This window comes from Pseudomonas sp. DSV-1 (assembly GCF_035830915.1).
Classification (GTDB): domain Bacteria; phylum Pseudomonadota; class Gammaproteobacteria; order Pseudomonadales; family Pseudomonadaceae; genus Aquipseudomonas.
Genome location: NZ_JAYMYG010000001.1, coordinates 4,348,929 through 4,369,018, shown reverse-complemented (window position 1 = coordinate 4,369,018; position 20,090 = coordinate 4,348,929). Strand labels below are relative to the sequence as shown.

General features: G+C 58.1%; 19 protein-coding genes and 1 other RNA gene. 8 read left to right on the top strand and 12 right to left on the bottom strand.

Annotated features, from left to right (window positions below; translation table 11 throughout):
• Positions 1–62: 62 nt before the first annotated feature.
• Positions 63–845 carry an AraC family transcriptional regulator gene (locus VSQ83_RS20480; RefSeq protein ID WP_326427395.1) on the bottom strand — a complete coding sequence of 261 codons (783 nt, stop codon included), beginning with the start codon at positions 843–845 and terminating at the stop codon, positions 63–65.
• A gap of 119 nt (positions 846–964) precedes the next feature.
• Here VSQ83_RS20480 and VSQ83_RS20475 point away from each other — a divergent pair, with 119 nt between their 5' ends.
• The gene (locus tag VSQ83_RS20475) at positions 965–1,900 is read left to right on the top strand and encodes an EamA family transporter (RefSeq protein ID WP_326427394.1); all 936 of its coding nucleotides are present in this window, start codon (positions 965–967) and stop codon (positions 1,898–1,900) included.
• Here VSQ83_RS20475 and VSQ83_RS20470 read toward each other — a convergent pair.
• Entirely contained in the window at positions 1,821–2,384 is a 564-nt protein-coding gene (locus tag VSQ83_RS20470; protein WP_133078321.1) for an RrF2 family transcriptional regulator, read from the bottom strand. The two genes, VSQ83_RS20475 and VSQ83_RS20470, sit on opposite strands and share 80 nt — an antisense overlap.
• 202 nt (positions 2,385–2,586) lie before the next feature.
• Here VSQ83_RS20470 and VSQ83_RS20465 point away from each other — a divergent pair, with 202 nt between their 5' ends.
• Positions 2,587–3,789 carry an NAD(P)/FAD-dependent oxidoreductase gene (locus VSQ83_RS20465; protein WP_326427392.1) on the top strand — a complete coding sequence of 401 codons (1,203 nt, stop codon included), beginning with the start codon at positions 2,587–2,589 and terminating at the stop codon, positions 3,787–3,789.
• Positions 3,790–3,870: 81 nt separating this feature from the next.
• Here VSQ83_RS20465 and ssrA read toward each other — a convergent pair.
• From ssrA to VSQ83_RS20430, 7 genes are all read right to left on the bottom strand, one after another.
• Positions 3,871–4,262, bottom strand: a transfer-messenger RNA (tmRNA) gene (gene ssrA / locus VSQ83_RS20460).
• 71 nt (positions 4,263–4,333) lie between these two features.
• Positions 4,334–4,615 carry a hypothetical protein gene (locus tag VSQ83_RS20455; protein ID WP_133078319.1) on the bottom strand — a complete coding sequence of 94 codons (282 nt, stop codon included), beginning with the start codon at positions 4,613–4,615 and terminating at the stop codon, positions 4,334–4,336.
• A 256-nt stretch (positions 4,616–4,871) separates the two neighbouring features.
• The gene (locus VSQ83_RS20450; protein WP_326427391.1) at positions 4,872–7,679 is read right to left on the bottom strand and encodes an FAD-binding and (Fe-S)-binding domain-containing protein; all 2,808 of its coding nucleotides are present in this window, start codon (positions 7,677–7,679) and stop codon (positions 4,872–4,874) included.
• A complete protein-coding gene (locus VSQ83_RS20445) occupies positions 7,676–8,347 on the bottom strand; it encodes a LutC/YkgG family protein (protein ID WP_219262429.1) in 672 nt (223 codons plus the stop codon). Before VSQ83_RS20445 ends, VSQ83_RS20450 begins: the two co-directional genes overlap by 4 nt.
• A complete protein-coding gene (locus tag VSQ83_RS20440; RefSeq protein WP_219262430.1) occupies positions 8,347–9,804 on the bottom strand; it encodes a LutB/LldF family L-lactate oxidation iron-sulfur protein in 1,458 nt (485 codons plus the stop codon). The genes VSQ83_RS20445 and VSQ83_RS20440 overlap by 1 nt, the downstream gene beginning before the upstream one ends.
• The gene (locus tag VSQ83_RS20435) at positions 9,801–10,625 is read right to left on the bottom strand and encodes a heterodisulfide reductase-related iron-sulfur binding cluster (protein ID WP_133078315.1); all 825 of its coding nucleotides are present in this window, start codon (positions 10,623–10,625) and stop codon (positions 9,801–9,803) included. The genes VSQ83_RS20440 and VSQ83_RS20435 overlap by 4 nt, the downstream gene beginning before the upstream one ends.
• A 113-nt stretch (positions 10,626–10,738) precedes the next feature.
• Positions 10,739–12,433, bottom strand: coding sequence for a lactate permease LctP family transporter (locus tag VSQ83_RS20430; RefSeq protein ID WP_133078314.1), 1,695 nt, complete (start codon positions 12,431–12,433; stop codon positions 10,739–10,741).
• A 260-nt stretch (positions 12,434–12,693) separates the two neighbouring features.
• On the opposite strand from VSQ83_RS20430, the gene VSQ83_RS20425 reads away from it, so the two are divergent.
• A complete protein-coding gene (locus tag VSQ83_RS20425) occupies positions 12,694–13,461 on the top strand; it encodes a GntR family transcriptional regulator (protein WP_133078313.1) in 768 nt (255 codons plus the stop codon).
• A 121-nt stretch (positions 13,462–13,582) separates the two neighbouring features.
• On the opposite strand, the gene smpB is transcribed toward VSQ83_RS20425, so the two are convergent.
• Positions 13,583–14,065 (bottom strand): SsrA-binding protein SmpB, encoded by a 483-nt coding sequence (smpB, locus tag VSQ83_RS20420; protein WP_048362119.1) that lies wholly within the window; start codon positions 14,063–14,065, stop codon positions 13,583–13,585.
• Positions 14,066–14,182: 117 nt separating this feature from the next.
• On the opposite strand from smpB, the gene VSQ83_RS20415 reads away from it, so the two are divergent.
• From VSQ83_RS20415 to VSQ83_RS20405, 3 genes are read left to right on the top strand one after another with little or no spacing between them, the layout of a single operon-like run.
• On the top strand, positions 14,183–15,586 hold the full coding sequence (locus VSQ83_RS20415; protein ID WP_326427389.1) for a sodium-dependent transporter: 1,404 nt from the start codon (positions 14,183–14,185) through the stop codon (positions 15,584–15,586).
• Between the two features lie 7 nt (positions 15,587–15,593).
• A complete protein-coding gene (locus tag VSQ83_RS20410) occupies positions 15,594–16,028 on the top strand; it encodes a type II toxin-antitoxin system RatA family toxin (protein WP_019825884.1) in 435 nt (144 codons plus the stop codon).
• Entirely contained in the window at positions 16,021–16,338 is a 318-nt protein-coding gene (locus VSQ83_RS20405) for an RnfH family protein (RefSeq protein WP_219262434.1), read from the top strand. The genes VSQ83_RS20410 and VSQ83_RS20405 overlap by 8 nt, the downstream gene beginning before the upstream one ends.
• 57 nt (positions 16,339–16,395) lie before the next feature.
• On the opposite strand, the gene VSQ83_RS20400 is transcribed toward VSQ83_RS20405, so the two are convergent.
• Positions 16,396–16,923 carry an outer membrane protein assembly factor BamE gene (locus VSQ83_RS20400; RefSeq protein WP_048352541.1) on the bottom strand — a complete coding sequence of 176 codons (528 nt, stop codon included), beginning with the start codon at positions 16,921–16,923 and terminating at the stop codon, positions 16,396–16,398.
• A gap of 98 nt (positions 16,924–17,021) precedes the next feature.
• Between VSQ83_RS20400 and fur the strand changes: the two genes are divergently transcribed.
• On the top strand, positions 17,022–17,435 hold the full coding sequence (gene fur, locus VSQ83_RS20395; protein ID WP_019825889.1) for a ferric iron uptake transcriptional regulator: 414 nt from the start codon (positions 17,022–17,024) through the stop codon (positions 17,433–17,435).
• Between the two features lie 96 nt (positions 17,436–17,531).
• On the opposite strand, the gene recN is transcribed toward fur, so the two are convergent.
• Positions 17,532–19,214 carry a DNA repair protein RecN gene (recN, locus tag VSQ83_RS20390; RefSeq protein ID WP_326397331.1) on the bottom strand — a complete coding sequence of 561 codons (1,683 nt, stop codon included), beginning with the start codon at positions 19,212–19,214 and terminating at the stop codon, positions 17,532–17,534.
• A 252-nt stretch (positions 19,215–19,466) separates the two neighbouring features.
• Here recN and grpE point away from each other — a divergent pair, with 252 nt between their 5' ends.
• Positions 19,467–20,033: a nucleotide exchange factor GrpE gene (gene grpE, locus VSQ83_RS20385; protein ID WP_133078309.1), complete on the top strand. Its 567-nt coding sequence runs from the start codon at positions 19,467–19,469 to the stop codon at positions 20,031–20,033.
• Positions 20,034–20,090: the final 57 nt, after the last annotated feature.

Here is a 20,090-nt window from a genome sequence, read left to right as displayed (position 1 = left end):
ACCTCGGCCCTTGTGAAGGGGCCGAGGTTTTTTTATGGGTATTAGCTTTGGCCGTGACCGGTTCAAGGCAGCCCTTTCGGAAAATACCGGCTGGGTGCCGCGCCCAGCACTCTGCGAAACACACTGGTAAAGGCGCTCGGGCTGCTATAGCCCAGGTCAGTCGCCACTCGCGTAATGGCTTCGCCGTTACCCAGGCGCACCACGGCTGCCAACAGGCATGCTTGCTGACGCCATTCGACAAAGCTGATTCCGGTTTGCTGGCGAAATAGCCGGGTGAAGGTGCGGCGGCTCATGCCGACCTGGCGGGCCATCTCATCAATCCCGATATCCAGTGACGGTTGTTCCAGCAACGTACGACAGGCCTGTGCCAGCCTTGGCTCACCCGGCAACGGTGCATTGAGTGACAGGGGCGGCATGCCGGCTATTTCGTGAAGCAGCAACCCCATCACAAGACCCTCCCGACGGGTCTCGTCATACAGCGCCGGGATATCCACGGCCTGGATCAGCAGCTGGTGGAGCAGGGGCGAGATACCGAAGACCTGGCACTGTGCGGGCAGGCCAAGCCGGCTGCAGGCGGGACTGCGGATATAAGTGTTCAGCATGGTCACCGGCCCGGCCATGCTCATTTCATGAGGCACCCCCGCTGGAACCCAGATAGCCCTTTGCGGGGGCACGACCCAATTGCCCTGGTCGGTAAATACGGTGATGACACCGCTGGCGGCATAGGCAAATTGCCCGCGACGATGGGTGTGCAGCGCAAAGTGCTGGCCGTCTGCATAGTTATTGGCCGTGACCACTGCGTCACGGGGGATGTTCTCGTAGGTATCGATGTCAATTTCGCGCATGGCCCGAATTTAATGATCTATGACCTGATAGTGCAAGCGGGCCTTGGTAGCAAGTGTTCATAGTGACGCCTCGGTTGGTGCGCACGCTCGCCAGCCCTGCCTACTGGAAGCAGAACGCTATGCAAAAGAAACACGTGGCCCTGGCCGTCATGGTGACGGCCGTCTGGGGGTTTAATTTTCCCATTACCAAATTGGGCCTGGCTGCCATTGATCCGTTGTTGCTGACTGCGCTCAGATTTACCCTCGCGGCGTTGCCGTGGGTGTTTTTTATCAAGCGTCCCCCGATAGCCCTGCAGTGGCTGGCGGCTTATGGACTGATTTTTGGTGTTGCGATGTGGGCGCTGATCAACGTGGGCATCGAATTGGGAGTCCCGCCCGGAACTGCTGCCCTGTTGGTTCAGTTCAGTGCTTTTTTCACGCTGGGCTGGGGGGGGTTGCTGTTTCGCGAGCATCTGAGCCTGGGCCAGATGCTGGGGGTAGGGCTTGCGGTGCTGGGTCTGGTCAGCATTATTCTCGCCAGTCCCGGCCACGGCACGACCGTGGGCTATGGCTTGTTGCTGATCAGTGCATTCAGCTGGAGTGTGGGCAACGTCATCATCAAGCAGTCCAGGGTCCGGGAGATGTTCGCCTTTGTGGTCTGGGCCAGCGTGTTCCCGCCGATTCCCTTGCTGCTGCTCACCTGGCTGGCTCACGGATCTGCGCCGTTTACCGCATTGGTCGAACACGTTGAGTGGGTAGCGGTGTTCTCGCTTTTGTTTCAGGTCTACGCAGCGACGCATTTCTGCTACTGGGGCTGGAATTTATTGCTGCGCGAATACCCGGTGTCCAAGGTGGCGCCGCTGTCCTTGCTGATTCCGGTATTCGGGGTCGCAGGGTCGGTGCTGATGCTTGGACACTCGGTGGATTTCAGTGAGGGGGTATCGATTGTGCTGATTTTGTCGGCGCTTGCGGTGGGGTTTGTAAAAGGGCCGGGGCTTAGTCCGAGATGTCAGTTACCGGGATGGCCTGGTCGTCAGAAGGCTGCGCGGCGCTTTTCTTCTCTCGACGATCGTTGATCCATTTGCCGACCTGTGCCGGGAATTCGGCGGGGGATTTTCGGCCGACCTTTCGGGCAAGATCAAGAATGGTTTGTTGGGCCAGGGCCTCTTCCATGCGCTTTTGTGCCGTCATCATCGCCGCGTGAACCGAACAGTGGCCGTCCAGCGCCCAGGCAGGCGGCGAGCCTTCGAAGAGTGCGCAGCGGCCACGGATTTCCCGGCAATCGAAAATAAGCTTCTGGCCGTCGATAGCGTTGACGATATCGAGAATGCTGATTTCGTCAGCAGGCCTGGCCAGCTTGAATCCGCCGCGCACGCCTTCGGTGGCCACGACCAGTCTGGACTTGGCCAGCTTGGTGAAAATCTTTGCCAGGTAGTCCTGAGGTACGCCTTGCAACTCTGCAAGATCACGCACGCTCGCTTCACGGCTTTCGCCACCATCACCTACCAGAAAAAGCAGGCAGTGAATGCCGTACTCAACGCCCGCGCTGTAAAGAGACATCAGTATCTCCGACTGAATTAGTCGCATATTTTAGCAGCGATCAGTCAGGCGAGCAACGCTACTTGGGCGTGACAGCAGGGTCATGGGCCACAAATAAAGATTGCTCTCTGTAACTACGACTAATATAGTCGCCGTTATTGAGGTTCGGTGGTGATCGTCATTCGGGGTTGCTTTGCTCGGGCTTCTCATCAGGGGATAAAAAATGAAACAGCAGATTCTGATTATTGGCGCAGGCTTCGGTGGCATGTGGACCGCTTTGAGTGCAACGCGGTTGTTCGACATTCATGGCCACGACGAGGTTGAAGTGACCGTATTGGCCCCTCAGGCCGAGCTGCGCATACGCCCGCGTTTTTACGAGCCGGACGCGCACCAGCTGTTCGCACCGATTGGCGAATTGTTCGATGCAGTAGGTGTAACGTTCATCAAGGGTGCTGCAGAGACTATCGACGCCCAGCAAAAAACGGTCGGTTACATCGATGCCGCCGGTACGAAACAAGTACGCAGCTACGACAAACTTGTTCTGGCCACTGGCAGCCGGCTTGCGATCCCCGACACCCAAGGCGTGGCGCAACACGCTTTCGATGTGGACCAGATCGAGCAAGCTGTGCGCCTGGAAAATCACCTCAAGTCACTGGCAGACCTTCCAGAAAGCCGTGGCCGCAACACAGTGGTCGTGGCAGGTGGCGGTTTTACCGGCATTGAAACAGCGACCGAAATGCCAGCTCGTCTGCGGGCCATACTGGGTGATCACGCCGACGTTGAAGTGATCATCGTGGACCGTGGTGAAAAAGTCGGGGCGTCAATGGGGGCTGAAATCAGCCAGTCGATTGCCGAGGCCAGCGATGAACTGGGAGTGACATGGCGCTTGAAATCCTCGGTGGTGGCCGTTGATGAGCAGGGCGTGACCCTTGGAGATGGCCAGCGAATCGACGCGAAGACCGTGGTCTGGACCACGGGTGTGCGGGCTTGCTCGCTGACAGCGCAGATCCCGGGAGAGCGTGATTCCCTTGGGCGTCTGCATGTGGATGCCCACCTTAAAGTCATTGGCCAGAAAGACATCTTTGCCACCGGTGATGTTGCCTACGCCGCAACCGATGACCTGGGCAACCATGCACTGATGACATGTCAGCACGCCATTGTTTTGGGGCGTCATGCAGGCAACAACGTTGCGGCCCAGATCCTGGGCGTGGCACCGATTGCGTACAGCCAGCCCAAGTACGTCACGTGCCTGGACCTGGGAGGCTGGGGCGCGGTCTACACCGAAGGCTGGGATCGCCAGGTCAAGCTGACCCGCGAGGAAGGCAAATCGTTGAAGACCCAGATCAACACCGTGTGGATCTACCCGCCAGCCGCAAACCGTGACGCGGCGTGGGCGGCGGCGGATCCATTGATTCCGATTGCCTGAGGTGGCCTGGGTGTAGAGCCCGGGTTTTGCTGAATTTCAGGCACAAAAAAAGACGTCCGTGGACGTCTTTAGATGATGAAGTGGTGGAGCCGGGGGGATTTGAACCCCCGTCCGCCAGTACTCCGCTGTCGGTACTACATGCTTAGCCGTATCTATTAAGTTAACCCTCAGCGACCCGAAGGGCAGGGTGCTTTGGGCGAGTTGTGTAAGTTTTAGCCGATTCGTCCACAACGTACTGCACGGCGATCCTGTTCTATATGACAATCACTTCAGGTTTACAGGCATCCCCTAGTGATTGCTGGACCCGAAGGTACCAGGAGGATGGCTAAGGCAGCTTACGCTGCGAGAGCTTGACCCTCGTAGGTTTCGTCATTGGCAACTATAGAAAGTTGCAACAGTGGATTTACGAGTTCTGTTACCAACTCGGCATGCACCTAGAGTTTCGCAACCGGCGTCGAATCCTAAACGGCCCCGATGCTTGCTGTGTATCCAGCAAGCCTGCGGAGTCTACGCCTTTCTGGCGCAGAAGGCCAACCCAAAGGGGTTACTCACCACCTTTGTTGTTGTTGGAGATGTCCTGGAGCACTTGGGTAGTCAGTGAAATGCAGGCTTGAGTGCCTTCTTTCGTGCCTTTGGATTGTTCTTCCTTGGCCTGGGCTACGGTGCTGTCGATGTTGTCTTGTAAGTCGGAGCTGATTTCTCCAGAGCTGGCTACAGCATCATTGATCTTTTGCAGGTTGATCTGGCAAAGGTCATCTGCCGCAAACACCGGGGAAGCCAACATCACAGCGGAAATAAACAGACCAGCAAGAGCGGTACGCTTCATGGGGAAAACTCCTTGTGCACAGGGTAGGCCCGGTGTTTCCAGGCTCGGTTATATGCCCCAAAGATTGGGGCCTTAAGCCAATTGACTATAGCCACGCTCGGGAGTTCTGCCTGTATTTGGCGAGATTTTTTGCGTTCGAAAACGGGCGCAGGTGTCGATTGTTTTTGGTGGGAGTGAGCTTGCTCGCGATGCAGATGGCGCGGTGATTCTGCCTGATCGCGCAGATGCCATCGCGAGCAAGCCCGCTCCCACATTTTCAGGCCTGGGCGCGGGTGACGCGGTCCACCAGATAAACCAGGCCGTGGTAATCAATCCCGCCATGCTGGCTCAGGCCAATTTCACAGGTGCGGCTGGTCGAAATCCCTTCGCTGCACTGCTGCACTGCGTCTTTCAAGGTGCGCAGCGAGTAAGCGTTCAGCTCCGGCGTGGTGAAGCCTTTGTCGCCAGCAAAGCCGCAGCAGTGAATGCCTTCCGGGATCACTACGTGGGTGCTGCACAGGCGTGCAATGTCGATCAGTGCCTGGCCTTCGCCCAGGTGCTGGGTGCTGCAGGTGACATGCACGGCTATCGGTGCGGTTTGCGGGGTGAAACTCAACTTATCCACAAGGTGGGTGCGAATAAATCGAACGGGGTCGTACAGGTCCAGGCGGGTTTCGCCCAGATCCTGCACCAGACGCAAGGTGCACGGGCTGGTGTCGCAGTAGATCGGATCAAGCCCGCCACGGCTGGCGTGCAGCAATGCCCCGATCAGTTCTTGACGCTTGTGCTCGGCTTGTTCGTTGTAACCCTTGGACGCAAACGGCTGGCCGCAGCACAGGCTGTCCATGTTGTCGGGGAATACCACCTGGTAGCCAGCCTTTTCCAGCAGGCCGCGGGTTTTGTCCAGCAGCGACATTTGTTCGCTGTCGCCTGCTGCCGGGCCCATGACCCGCGAGACGCAGGCGGCCAGATACACGACCCGTGGCCGCTCATCATTGACTGGCGGGCTAAAGCGGATTGCGCGCTCCGGCTGGGGCATGGCGTTGGTCCACAACGGCACGCGGCCCTTGCTGGCTTTGGTCAGTGCTGCCGAAATTTTCCCCAGGCGCGGCGCCCCCAGCATCATGCGTGCGCCATTGGCCACATGCAGGGTGAAGCGTGCGCCTTGCAACGTGGTTGCAAAATGATTGCCCAGCCAGTCGGCGGTTTTCACGCTATGGGCTGTGCGGGCACGCAGTTTTTTCACCAGTTCGCCGGTGTTGATGCCAACCGGGCAACGTTGCGCGCACAACCCTGTCGCTGCGCAGGTATCAATGCCCTGATAGGCGTAGGCTTTTTCCAGTTCGGTGGTGTCGATGCCTGCGCGCTTTTTAGCCTGGATGTCACGCCAGATGACAATTCGCTGGCGGGGGCTGAGGGTCAGTCCCTTGGACGGGCACACCGGCTCGCAGAAACCGCATTCGATGCACTTATCCACAATCTCGTCTGCGGCGGGCATCGGCTTGAGGTGTTTGAGGTGGATGTGCGGGTCTTCGCTGAGCACCACGTCCGGGTTGAGAATGCCCTGCGGGTCGAGCAATCGCTTGAGTGCCCACATCAACTGGTAGGCGTCGCTGCCCCATTCCAGCTCGACAAAGGGTGCCATGTTGCGGCCCGTACCGTGTTCGGCCTTGAGCGAGCCGCCGAACTCCACGGCTACCAGTTGCGCCACGTCATCCATAAAGGCCTGGTAACGCGCCACTTCTTCAGGATTATTGAAACCCTGGGTGAAGACGAAGTGCAGGTTGCCCTCAAGCGCGTGGCCGAAGAGGATCGCTTCGTCGTAGTGGTGCTCGTCGAACAGTTCGATCAGGCGGTTGACGCCGATCGCCAGTTGTTCGACCGGAAAGGTCACGTCTTCGATGATGACCGTGGTGCCGGTTTTACGCACCGCACCGACTGCCGGGAAGGTGTCCTTGCGGATGGCCCACAGCTTGGCGTTCTCGGCGGGGTCTTCGGTGAAGTCGATCTGTTTCTCGACCGGGAAGGTCGACAGCGAGGCCATGATTTGCCCCAGTTGCTCGTGCAGCAACGTCTGAGTTGCTGCGCGAGACTCGATCAGTAGGGCGCAGGCATTGGCCGACAGCTGTTGTACGAAAGCGGGCATGCCCGGCTTGTCCTGTACCGAGCGCAAGCTGCGGCGGTCCAGCAGTTCTACGGCGGAGACGGGCTGGCTCTTGAGCACGGTGACAGCGTTGCAGCAGGTTTCAACGTCCGGGAACACGATCAGCGCCGAAGCCTTGCTCGGGTGGTCGATCACGGTGTCGTAGGTCACTGCGCTGATAAAGCCCAGGGTGCCTTCGCTGCCCACCAGCAGGTGGCTGAGGATGTCCAGCGGGTCATCGAAATCTACCAGGGCGTTAAGCGACAGTCCTGTGGTGTTTTTCAGACGGTATTTATGCCGGATTTTGGCAGCCAGTTCAGTGTTGGCGCGGGTCTCGCGAGCTAAAGTCCCAAGTTGTTCGAGCAGGGGGGCGTGGCTTTGGCGAAAGGCGGCGATGTTGGTCGCATCTTCGGTGTCGACCCGGGTGCCGTCGGCCAATACCACGCGCAGGCCAGCCAGTGTGTGGTAGGTGTTTTGCGCGGTGCCGCAGCACATGCCGCTGGCGTTATTGGCGACGATGCCGCCAATTTTGCAGGCGTTGATCGAGGCCGGGTCGGGGCCGATCTTGCGTCCGAACGGGGCCAGCCAGGCGTTGGCCTGCGCGCCGATGACGCCGGGTTGCAGGCGGATTTGCATGCCCTGGTCGCGAATTTCCCTGGCGTTCCAGTTATCCCCCAGCACGATCAGCACCGAGTCGCTGATGGCCTGGCCTGACAAGCTGGTGCCCGCGGCGCGGAAGGTCACCGACACTTGATCGCGCCGGGCAAGATTCAGCAGTTCGACGACTTCGTCTTCGGACTCAACCCGAATCACCAGCTTGGGAATCAGCCGATAAAAGCTCGCGTCAGTGCCGAAAGCCAGGGTGGAGAGTGGATCGTTGAAGCGGCGGTCTTGCGGTATCAGCCGTTCGGCATCACGCACAAATGCGGCGGGCAGACTCATGCATCCTCCAGAATCAACACGATCAGGTCTTTCGGACCGTGGGCGCCGTAGGCGAGGATTTGTTCGATATCCGCGGTTTTCGACGGACCGGACACCAGCAATGCATTGGTCGGCATGCCCGCTGACCAGTTCATCTCGCGCTGCACCTGATAGAAGTTGTCACGGATTTCACTGGCCTTGAGCAATGCAAAGTGCACCGGTGGTACAAGGCTCATCAGCCGGGGTTCTTCACGGGTAGGCCACATGATCAGGCTGCCGGTGGCGGCAATCGCCCCCAGGGTGGTGGTGAAACTGGCCGGGGTGTCGTTGAACAGTTCGGCCTTCCACTCTTCCACCGGGCGATCGTAGGCCTTGAGCGTTGGCAACGCAGGGTTTTGTGCCCAGTGCGCGGTTACTTTCTGCCCGTGGGCTGTAGTCGGCGCAATCAGCAAGCTGGGCAATTGACGGTCGGTGACCAATTGCGCCAGCAGCGCTGGCCAGTCTTGCTCAGTGCTGAGGTGGATTTCGGTGTGTACGGCTTCCATCAATTTGCGCAGCTGTGGGATGCGTTGCTCCGGGGTATAGGTCCAGGGCTCTGTCACCAGCACTTCGTCGAAGTTGTCAGGCACCGGTGTGGTGCCAGTCAGACTTTTGCGCAGTTTGTTGAGGATATTCTGTTTAGCGCTCATCACTGGTCTCCCGACTTTTTCGCCAAATGTTCGCGGGCCATGTCGTGCAGTGAACGGGCAGCGGGTTTGGGGGCGCTGTGGTTTTGCGTCCACGGGCCGACATTGCTCGGCGTAAGCCCGCGCAGGCGGGTGGCGGCCTTGAGGAATACGCGGTACAGGGCGGGTGAGCTGTTGAGCTTGGCCCACATGTTCCAGATCAGACGTTCCTTGCGTGAATACTTGCTGCCCTGGCCGCGCATGATGCGGGGAGAGGTATCGGGCGCTTTGACGTTCTCTTCGCGCAGGCGTCGCAGCAATGCCGGGATCGGAATTTTTACCGGACACACTTCGCCACAGGCACCGCACAGCGACGATGCGCTCGGGTGGTCTGGAACTTTGGCCAGGCCAACCATATGCGGGGTGATGATTGCGCCTATAGGACCCGGGTAGACCTCACCGTAGGCATGGCCACCAATGCGGGTGTAAACCGGGCAGTGGTTCATGCAGGCACCGCAGCGAATGCAGTTCAGGGTCTGGCGCAGTTCACTGTCGGCAAACGCCTGGCTGCGGCCGTTGTCGAGCAGTACCAGGTGCACTTCTTCAGGGCCGTCCAGCTCGCCGGGTTTGCGCGGGCCGGAGATCATGTTGACGTAGGTGGTGATCGGCTGGCCCAGTGCAGAACGGGTCAGCAGCGACACCAGTGGTACAACGTCGCGCAGGTTTTCGACGACTTTCTCGATACCGGTGACTGCAATGTGCACGGGTGGCACGGTGGTCGACATTCGGCCGTTGCCTTCGTTTTCCACCAGCAGCAAGGTGCCGGTTTCGGCGACGGCGAAGTTGACCCCCGACACGCCGATATCAGCTTCGAAGAATTTTTGCCGCAGTACCCTTCGACCGATCTGGATCAGTTGGTCGACGTCTTTGGTGTATTCCACGCCAAGCTTTTCGTGAAACAGGTCGGCCACTTGCCCTGCGTTTTTGTGGATCGCGGGCATGATGATGTGGGACGGTTTTTCGTTGTCCAGTTGAACGATGTACTCACCCATGTCGGACTCAAGGCATTCAATCCCCTGGGCGCCGAGCACGTGGTTCATTTCCATCTCTTCGCTGACCATCGACTTGCCTTTGATCACCTGTTTGGCGTCGCGGCGGCGAGCGATGGACATGACGATTTCGTTAGCCTGCTCGACGGTTTCGGCCCAATGCACCTGCACCCCGTTTCGGGTCAGGTTGGCTTCCAGTCGTTCCAGCAGGTCGGGCAGTTTGGAGAGGGCACGGGCGCGGATGGCGTTGCCCAGTGCGCGCAAGTGTTCGCGCTCGTGGGCGTCGCTGAAGGCCACGGCGCGTTTTGTCATCAGGGAATCCATTGCACTGCGAAAGTTGTTTCGCAGTTGCTTGTCACCCAGGGCTTCGTGAGCGCGCTCGCGGAAGTCTTCTTCAACCGCGACGGTGGGAATCAGGGTGCTGGCGTTCATTGCTCACCTCCAGTGCGCTGCCACAGGAAACTGGCCAGATGCTGGCCGCGCAGGGCTTGTTTCTGTTTTTCCAGCGAGCCGTTGATGTTCATCAGGCAGCCGCAGTCGGCGGTGAGCACTTGATGCGCGCCGGTTTCAATCAGGGAGCGGGTCTTGTCGGCGACCATTGCGCCGGAAATATCCGGCATGCGTACGCTGAATGTCCCACCAAAACCGCAGCATTCACTTTCGTGGCTGTGGTCGATGCGTTCCACATTGCTCAGTTGCGCGAGCATTTCGCGGCCGTGCAGGTGGGTGTTCATTTCGCGGCGTGCGGAGCATGAGGTGTGCAGCGCGACCTTGACCGGGGCGCCGTGGTCCTGGAATTGGACCTTGCACACAAACAGCAAAAATTCAGTGAGCTCAAAGGTGCGATCAGCCAGTGCGTGAACCTTTTTCAAGGTTTCGGGCTCGTCTTTGAACAGGTCTTCGTAGTGCTCGCGCAGCATGCCGGCGCAGGAGCCGGACGGCACGACCACCGGGTAATCTTCAGCAAACAGGGCCAGCTGTGAACGTGCCACCTCCCGTGCCTGGTCGGTGTAGCCCGAGGTGTAGGCCGGTTGTCCGCAGCAGCTTTGACCTTGCGGGTAATCGACTTCGATACCTTCGCGCTCGATCAGATGGATGGCGTCCATCCCGGCTTCGGGGAAGAACAGATCGACTACGCAGGTGCCGAACAGATAGACCTTGCGCGGTTTATGCGCAGGGTATTGGCGAGGAGTTGGCAGGGGTGGGGCGACGCGGGTCGCATTCGGCACGGCATTGTAGAAAAGCTCGCTCATCAGGCGTCTCCGGGTGGTCCCGGTTATGTGTCCACCGAGGTGGACCGGGTAGTGAATTACTGACGCCGGGGCTGTGCCCGGGCGCCATTAATGTGCAGTAACCATAGCGTGTATTAGTGCACCAGCATGCCGGTGAGCCAGTACGCCTGGGCCAGCGTGATCAGGCCAACGATGGTGGCGAAGAACAGGCTGTGCTTGAGGGTGAAGCGGAACAGGTCAGACTCTTTACCCACCAGACCGGTCGCGGCACATGCCACTGCGATCGATTGCGGGGAAATCATTTTGCCGGTCACACCACCGCTGGTATTGGCGGCAACCATCAGGGTGTCGCTGACGCCGATCTGGTGCGCGGTAGTGGCTTGCAGCGAGCTGAACAGGGCGTTGGACGAGGTGTCGGAACCGGTCAGGAACACGCCCAGCCAGCCAAGGAATGGCGAGAAGAACGGGAATGCCGCGCCCGTACCTGCCAGCACCAGGGCCATAGTGGAAGACATGCCCGAGTAGTTGGTAACGAAGGCAAAGGCTAGCACCATACCGATGGACAGGATCGGCCAGCGGAGTTCGTAGAGGGTCTCTTTTAAAGTGGTAAGACCAGTCTTGATGTCGATTTTCAGGATCAGCATCGAGATCAGCGCGGAGAAGAAGATCGCGGTGCCAGTGGCTGAAATCGGGTCAAGTTTGAATACGGCTGCAATGGCTGTCGGTGCGTTGACGATCGGTGCAGTCTTGATCACCAGTTGATCAAGGTGCGGGATCGCGAAGTTGAATACCCAGCCGTACATCGAACCACCGGCGGAGAACATGGCCTTGAACGGTTTGAGGGTCCAGATGGTGACCAGCACGGTCAGGATCAGGAACGGCGACCACGCCTTGAGGATCTGCATCAGGCTGTAAGGCGAAGCCATCAGGTTGGTCGGCTTGCCGAAACCACCTGCACTGGCGGTGACGGTTACGTCCGACGAAACGCCAGCGATCTGAGCGCCTGCGGTGCGTTTTGGTTGCCACACTTTCAGGAACAGCGTCAGGCTGACCAGGCTGGCGAGGGCCGAGGTGATGTCCGGAAGTTCCGGGCCAATGTAGTTCGAGGTGTAGTACTGGGTGATGGCGAAGCTCAAGCCGGCCACCAGGGCTGCGGGCCAGGTTTCACGCACGCCGCGCAGGCCATCCATCATGAAGACGAGCCAGAACGGTACGAACAGCGACAGCAATGGCAGCTGACGGCCAGCCATGGCGCCGATCTTGAAGGCGTCGATGCCGGTCACCTGGCCTGCAACGATGATCGGGATGCCCAGGGCGCCAAAGGCCACCGGCGCGGTGTTGGCGATCAGGCACAGGCCTGCTGCGTACAGAGGGTTGAAACCCAGGCCTACGAGCAGTGCGGCAGTAATCGCTACCGGGGCACCGAAACCGGCTGCACCTTCAAGGAATGCACCGAAGCAGAAGCCGATCAGCAGCACTTGCAGGCGCTGATCGTCAGTGATCGACAGTACGGAACTGCGGATGATTTCAAACTGGCCGCTCTTGACGGTCAATTTGTAGAGGAACACCGCGGCAACGATGATCCAGGCAATCGGCCAAAGGCCATAGGCAAATCCATAGCCCGCTGCTGCGAAGGCCATGTCGACAGGCATCTGGAAGGCGAAGATGGCCACCAGAATCGACAGGCCCAGGGTAATGCTGCCTGCGACGTGACCTTTGAGGCGGAACACGGCCAGGGCCAGGAAGAAGAATACGATCGGGATAACGGCCGCGAGAGCGGACAGGCCGAGGCTGCCGAGCGGACTGTAGAGCTGTTGCCAGGTTTGCATATGGGGTGGCCCCTAATTGTTATTGGTTGATGCTACGATTGCATTTGGTATATTGGTATTACCAATTTACAGTCGCTGTTGGCTAGGTTAAAAGCCTTATGTGGCATGTGTCAATTTGCCGCCTCACAATCTTTAGTCGAGGTGCTCGTCGTCGGGGCATCTGCCCGGGGTTTCAGGCGGTGTTCTGGTGGGTGTGTGAGTGGCGCTAATCAGCGAGAATAGCGGCCCCCGGCGCGTGGTCGGGAGGGTGGAGAGCAGTTATGGGGTTTGATCAGATTCGTCAGCGCCGTTTGTCGGACGATATTGTCGAGCAACTTGAGGGGATGATCCTTGAGGGCACGCTGAAGTCGGGTGAGCGTTTGCCCGCCGAACGTGCGCTGGCGGAACAGTTTGGCGTGTCGCGCCCGTCGTTGCGTGAGGCGATCCAGAAATTGTCGGCCAAGGGGCTGCTGGTCAGTCGCCAGGGAGGCGGCAATTATGTGGCGACATCGCTGGGCTCGACGTTCAGCGATCCCTTGCTGCAACTGCTCGAAAGCAACCCCGAAGCACAGCGCGATCTGCTTGAGTTTCGTCACACCCTTGAGGCTTCGTGCGCTTTTTACGCCGCATCCAGAGCCACCGAGATGGATCGCGAGCGACTACGGCTGGCGTTTGAACGATTGCAGGATTGTTATGCGCGGGTTGATGAGGTCAGTCGCTCGGAAGAGGGAGAGGCGGATGCGAGCTTCCATCTGGCTATCGCTGAGGCGAGCCATAACGCGGTGTTGTTGCACACGATTCGCGGGCTGTTCGATCTGCTCAAGCGCAACGTGGTGACTAACATTGGCGGGATGTACAAGCAGCGCAGCGAAACGCGCGACATGCTGATCAGTCAGCACCGCGAGTTGTACCTGGCGATTATCGAGGGCAGGGCGGAGGACGCCCGGGAAGTGGCGAGCCGCCATTTGGTGTACGTGCAGGAGGTACTGGAAGAAGTGCGTCAGGAAGTGCAGCGCATGGCGCGGGCCGAGCGGCGTAATGGGTTGTAAAGGTTAAGGCAAAACTTGTGGGAGCGGGCTTGCTCGCGATTGCATCGATGCGGTTCTACTGAAAGACCGTATCGCCTGCATCGCGAGCAAGCCCGCTCCCACAAGAGCAAGGGTGAAAGAGCTAGTCTTCCTTGCCCTTGTTGCGCACTGCGCGCTGCAACTCGCGGTCAGAATCACGCTCGCGCTCGGTATGACGCTTGTCGTATTCCTTCTTGCCTTTACCCAGGGCAATTTCGCACTTGATCAAGTGCTTGCTCCAGTAAAGCGAGAGGCAGACGCAGGCGTAACCCTTCTGCTGCACTGCGGCAAACAGCTTTTCCAGCTCGCGCTGGTTAAGCAGCAGTTTGCGGCTGCGCGTCGGGTCGGCGATGACGTGGGTGCTGGCAGTCGTCAGGGGTGAAATATGGCTGCCGAGCAACCATGCTTCACCATCCTTGAGCAGCACATAACTGTCGACCAGTTGTGCCTTGCCTGCACGCAGACTTTTTACTTCCCAGCCGGCCAGGACCAGACCAGCCTCGAACCGATGTTCGATGAAGTAATCGTGTCGCGCTTTTTTATTCTGCGCGATGGTCCCTGTAGGGTGTTTCTTCTGTTTAGCCATAGGGCCGGCATTATAGGCAGTTGCGAGCGTGTCGGCTACGGGCACCTGCGTGCTTGAGCACGTAGGTTGATTCCCGGACAATGCGCCCTCTTTTTTTAGTGGTTGGGCGTAGTAACGATGTCGACAGACAAGGTTTCTGTCCACGGCAGTTGGGCAAGCCGTTGGGTCTTTATTTTCGCTGCGACCGGTTCTGCCGTGGGTTTGGGCAGTATCTGGAAATTTCCCTATATGGTTGGCGTCTATGGCGGCGGCGCATTTGTATTGGTGTTTTTGGTCTGCATCGCGCTGATTGGTGTGCCGGTCATGTTGGCTGAAACCCTGATCGGGCGGCGTGCGCGGCTTAGTCCGGCGAATGCCTTGAAGGTGTTGGCGGTAGAGGCCGGGCACTCGGGGCGTTGGTCGTGGGGGGCTTTTGCCGGGATGATTACGGCGCTGCTGATTTTATCTTTCTATAGCGTGGTGGGCGGTTGGTCGCTGGATTACATCATTAATATGGGCAAGGGTGATTTTCAGGGCGCGACGGCCGCTCAGGTCGGTGAGTACTTTGGTGGCGTGATTTCCAATCCCTGGAGGCTCACTTTCTGGCACACCGCGTTTATGTTGTTGTCGGCGTATGTGATTGCCAAAGGCGTGGTGGCGGGGCTTGAGCGCAGCCTGAAGATCATGATGCCGTTGCTGTTTGTGCTGCTGCTGGTGTTGCTGGGTTACAGCATGACCACAGGGCACTTTATGCAGGGCGTGCATTTCATGTTCGACTTCAACCCTGATCGCGTGCTCGATGGTTTGCTGGCGGCGATGGGACATGCCTTCTTTTCGCTGAGTGTGGGCGTGGGCTCGATCATGATTTACGGCGCGTATATGCCGAAGAACGTATCGATTTCCGGAACTGTCGTGGGGGTCGCCCTGATCGACACGTTTGTCTCATTGCTCGCCGGGCTGGCATTGTTTCCAATTGTCTTCGCGTCGGGACTTAACCCTGGCGAAGGGCCGGGGTTGATGTTTGTGACCTTGCCTTTTGCCTTCGGCAATGTGGCGTTTGGTCAGTTGATGGGCGTGGTGTTTTTCGTTCTGGTGGCAGTGGCCGCCTGGAGCTCAGCCATTTCATTGCTTGAGCCGATGGTGGCTTATCTGGTGGAACGGACCAAGGTTCGACGCTTGTGGGTCACGTTCTGGCTGGCGTTCAGTTGCTGGTTTGTTGGGCTGGGCACGGTGTTTTCGTTCAATATCTGGAAACAGGCCAAGTTTTTCGTGAGTGAAGACTCGGGTTTTCACCTCTATCAATGGGGCGCTGCAAGCGGCCTGGACTTCTTTGGTGTCGTCGATTTCTTCACCTCGCGTATCATGTTGCCTTTGGGCGGGCTGTGCTTTGTGGTCTTTGCAGGCTGGATCATGGGGCGCGGTGCGGTTCGCGACGAGTTGTCGATGCGTAGCCCGGTGTTGTTCGCCCTGACTCTTTTTTTGATGCGCTATGTGGCGCCACTCGGCATTCTGATTGTGTTTGCCGCCCAGCTGTGGAAGTAACACTGACATGACTACCCATATCCAACGCTCCGCTTTGTTGCCTTATCCAGCCCAGGCTCTTTATGACCTAGTGAATGATGTTGCGAGTTACCCGCAATTTTTGCCGTGGTGTTCGTCTGCCGAAATCCTGGAAAGCACTGAGGTGCTGATGCGCGCCAGCCTGGGTGTGGCGAAGGGCGGCCTGAGCCAGCACTTCGTGACCTGCAATACGCTGGTGCCGGGTCAATCCATTGAAATGAACCTGGAAGAAGGCCCGTTTACCAAGCTGCACGGCATGTGGGTGTTCAAACCGTTGGGTGAGAAGGCCTGCAAGATCAGCCTGGACATGACCTTCGATTACGCCGGGGCTATCGTCAAGGCGACCCTGGGGCCTTTGTTCAATCAGGCGGCCAACACGCTGGTGGATGCATTCTGTCAGCGTGCCAAGCAGTTGTATGGCTGAGCTCATGATTGACGTAGAGGTGGTGTATGCCGCTGTTGATCGTCAGTGCCTGCTGACTGTGGTTGTACCCCAGGGTACGACCTTGCGGGCTGCGGTTTTGGCGTCGGGCATGGGGCGTGAGTTTCCCGAACTCGATCTGGCGAATTGCCCGGTGGGGATATTCGGCAAGCAGGTCGCAGAGCCTGAAACCCGGGTGTTGCAGGCGGGCGATCGCATTGAGATGTATCGCCCGCTGCTGGCCGACCCTAAAGAAATTCGGCGTCAGCGTGCGGCTAAAGCTGCCGAGGCCAAGCGTCTGAGTCAGCAGTGAGCTCTTTATGGCAGGCAACAAAAAGCCCGGCATACCGGGCTTTTTTGTGCCGAACGCTTATTGTTCGGTTGTGTCCAGAGGTTCTGGCGTAGGAACCGGTACGGTTTCAACACCGTCTACGTCCTTCTGGATTTGATCAAGCAACGAACCAGGCTTGGCTGGAACTTCGCTCTTCTCGACTGGAGCTTCAGTGGCCGGTTCGGTCACGTTTGTGCCGCCGGTTTTGCCGAGAATGGCTTCGTCGCGGCTTACACCAGGCTTGAAGTCGCCTGACAAGCTTACGAGCTGGTCATTTTGGTTGAAGAACACGCTGACGCGTTCCTGTTGGCGTTCACCGCCGCCGGGCTGCAGGCTATACAGGTAATCCCAGCGATCAGGGTGGAATGTATCGGTCAGCAGGGCGTTGCCCATGATAAACCGCACTTGCCGACGGGTCATTCCCGGGCGTAACTGGTTTATCATGTCCTGCGTGACGACATTGCCCTGTTGGATGTCGATTTTGTAAACCCCGGGGAATGAACAACCGGCGAGTGCGAGCAGTCCCACAAAGGTGAAACTGGTTAGCAAGAGCTTGGTGTTTTGCATCGGTGGGCGACTTCCACTATCTTGGCTGGGACAACGTAAACGCCGATCATACCCGTATTAAGAGAAGCTGCGAAGCCGCTTCCGCGAGAAAGCTAACCATGGTTGAAAATAGCGAACTACGTAAGGCCGGACTTAAGGTGACTCTGCCACGAGTCAAAATTCTACAGATGCTTGACTCTGCAGAGCAGCGTCACATGAGCGCCGAGGACGTTTACAAGGCACTTATGCAAGCAGGCGAGGACGTCGGTCTGGCCACGGTTTACCGTGTGCTGACCCAGTTCGAGTCAGCCGGGCTGGTGATTCGCCATAACTTTGATGGCGGTCATGCGGTCTTTGAATTGGCTGATGCTGACGGCGGCCACCACGACCATATGGTCAACGTGGACAGCGGTGAAGTGATCGAGTTTTTCGACGAAGACATCGAAAAACTGCAGCACGCCATTGCAGCCAAGCACGGTGTTGAGTTGGTGGATCACAACTTGGTGCTGTACGTGCGCAAGAAGTCCAAGTAAGCATGTCACGCGAGCTACGGTTCGCGAAACGATCGAAGGCGGCCCTAGGGCCGCCTTCGTGCTTTCTGATATCGGTCTTTTGATAACCGTTCGTCGTTAAGCCGCCAGATTCTTTGCAGTGACGACCATTTTTTTGGCGTGGGCCAAGGATTCTTTGGTCAGGTCGACACCGCCGAGCATGCGTGCAACTTCTTCTACGCGCTCTTTTTTGCTCAGTTTGGCCACGGCAGTACGGGTGGTATCGCTCTCGCGGACCTTGTGTACAAAAAGGTGTTGATGACATTGGGCAGCCACTTGCGGCAAGTGAGTGACTGTCAGTACCTGGCCTCGCTCGCCAAGGCGGCGTAGCAGTTGCCCCACGATTTCGGCCGTCGGGCCGCCAATCCCGACATCCACTTCGTCGAATACCAGAGTGGGTACGCGGGATGTTTGAGCGGTAATTACCTGGATGGCCAGGCTGATACGTGACAGCTCACCGCCAGAGGCAACTTTGGCCAATGCCTTGAGTGGCTGGCCGGGGTTGGCACTTACGAGCAGTTCGACCTGCTCCAGGCCTTGAGGCATAGGGTCATTGCTGCTCTGTGGGCGCAGTTCAATCACGAAACGGCCACCGGGCATGCCAAGACGCTGTATTTCTTCTTCAACGGCACTGCTCAGGCGCGTTGCAGCCTGGCTGCGCAAGTTGCTGAGTTCGCGTGCGCACTCATGATAGTGGCGGGAATAGGACGTCAGCTCATTGGCCAGGCGTTCGATGTTCTCGTCGTTGGCGTTGAGGGTTTCGAGTTCATCCAGCAGTTTTTGCTGCAAGGCAGCCACTTCGGTGGGTTGCACGCGGTGTTTGCGCGCCAGTGTATAGATGGTGTCGAGCCTTTCTTCCAGGTACTGCAGTCGGCCTGGATCAGCATCAAAATGGTCGATAAAGCGATTGAGTTCGCCCACGGCTTCTTCGACTTGAATTTGTGCGCTGGCCAGCAGATCGGTGGCTTCGCCCAGTGAGCCCGAGTTGTTGTTGATGCTTGAAAGGCGATTGAGGCTCACCGTCAGGGCATTGAGCACGTTGCCTGAGTCGCTTTCGCTGCATTGCTCCACCACCTGGCGGCATATGGTCAGCAAGGTTTCGGCGTTGGTCAGGTTTTTGTGTTCCTGTTCCAGTTCTTCCAGTTCGTTCTCGCCCAGGGAAAGGGTTTCAAGTTCTTCGAGCTGGTAGCTGAGCAGTTGATGGCGCGAGCGCTGTTCATCGCCGGAGTTGGACAGGTGTTCAAGCTCTTGCCTGGTCTGGCGCCAGCGTTGCGCGGCCAATTGCACCTGGCGGGCAAGGTCGGTGGCGCCGGCGAACTCGTCGAGCAGGCGGCGGTGGGTATCGGGTTTGAGCAGCGACTGGTGCTCGTGCTGGCTGTGGATATCAATCAGCAGCTCGCCCAGGGCCTTGAGGTCGCCTTGGGGGCAGGGGGTGCCGTTGATGTAGCTGCGCGAGCGGCCTTCGGCAGTAATGACTCGGCGCAAGATGCACGGGCCTTCACCTTCCAGATCGCGCTCGGCAAGCCAGGCCCGGGCTTCTGGTATGTCTTGCAGGTCGAACGTGGCCAGGATATCGGCCTTGTCGGCTCCCGGGCGGACAACACCGCTGTCTGCGCGGTCCCCTAGTGTGAGGCCCAGGGCGTCGAGCATGATCGATTTGCCGGCACCGGTCTCGCCAGTGATTACACTCATCCCGCGATCCAGTTCGAGATCGAGATGTTCAACGATGGCGTAGTTGTGTACGGACAGGTGCACCAGCATAGGAGCTGCTCCAAAACGTAATGTCTGGTTATTTATACAGTGTTTTGTTTCGTGCTGACAATGGCTGTGCTTAGTTCGATTTGCTTGTTTTTTTGGATTTTTTAGCTCGATTTTGTTTTTTTGCAGGTAACGCCAGGGGGCTCTAACATCTATTTTCTGGTTTTCAGGCTCTTGAACCTGAGAATTGCGACCCCATATACCTTGGCAGAAGCGCGAGTCGAGCTCGCGGACGAAGTTTGAAAGGAGAAATCTATGGCAGACGAACAGACTATGGATACGCAGAACCAGGACGCCAACCAGGCCGCCGATGTAGCAGGTGAAGATTTGGCAGCCCGTGTGCAGGTGCTTGAAGAGCAGCTGGCAGCCGCTAATGATCAGGCTCTGCGCGTAGCTGCCGATCTGCAGAACGTTCGCCGCCGCGCTGAGCAGGATGTTGAGAAGGCTCACAAGTTTGCGCTGGAGAAGTTCGCTGGCGACCTGTTGCCGGTGATCGACAGTCTGGAGCGCGGTCTTGAGCTGTCCAGCCCGGACGATGAAAACATTCGTCCGATGCGCGAAGGGATCGAACTGACCCTGAAAATGTTCCAGGACACCCTGAAGCGTTATCAGCTGGAAGCGATCGACCCGCACGGCGAGCCCTTCAATGCCGAGCATCATCAGGCGATGGCAATGCAGGAAAGTGCTGACCTGGAGCCAAACAGTGTGCTCAAGGTGTTTCAAAAGGGTTATCAGCTCAATGGTCGCTTGCTGCGCCCGGCTATGGTCGTAGTCAGCAAGGCGCCAGCGCCGGTTTCGCCATCGATTGACGAAAAGGCTTGAAATCGGCCGCAAGGCCCCCATTTAGAAGTCAAGCGTTAAGCAATGCCGCAGTTGGTC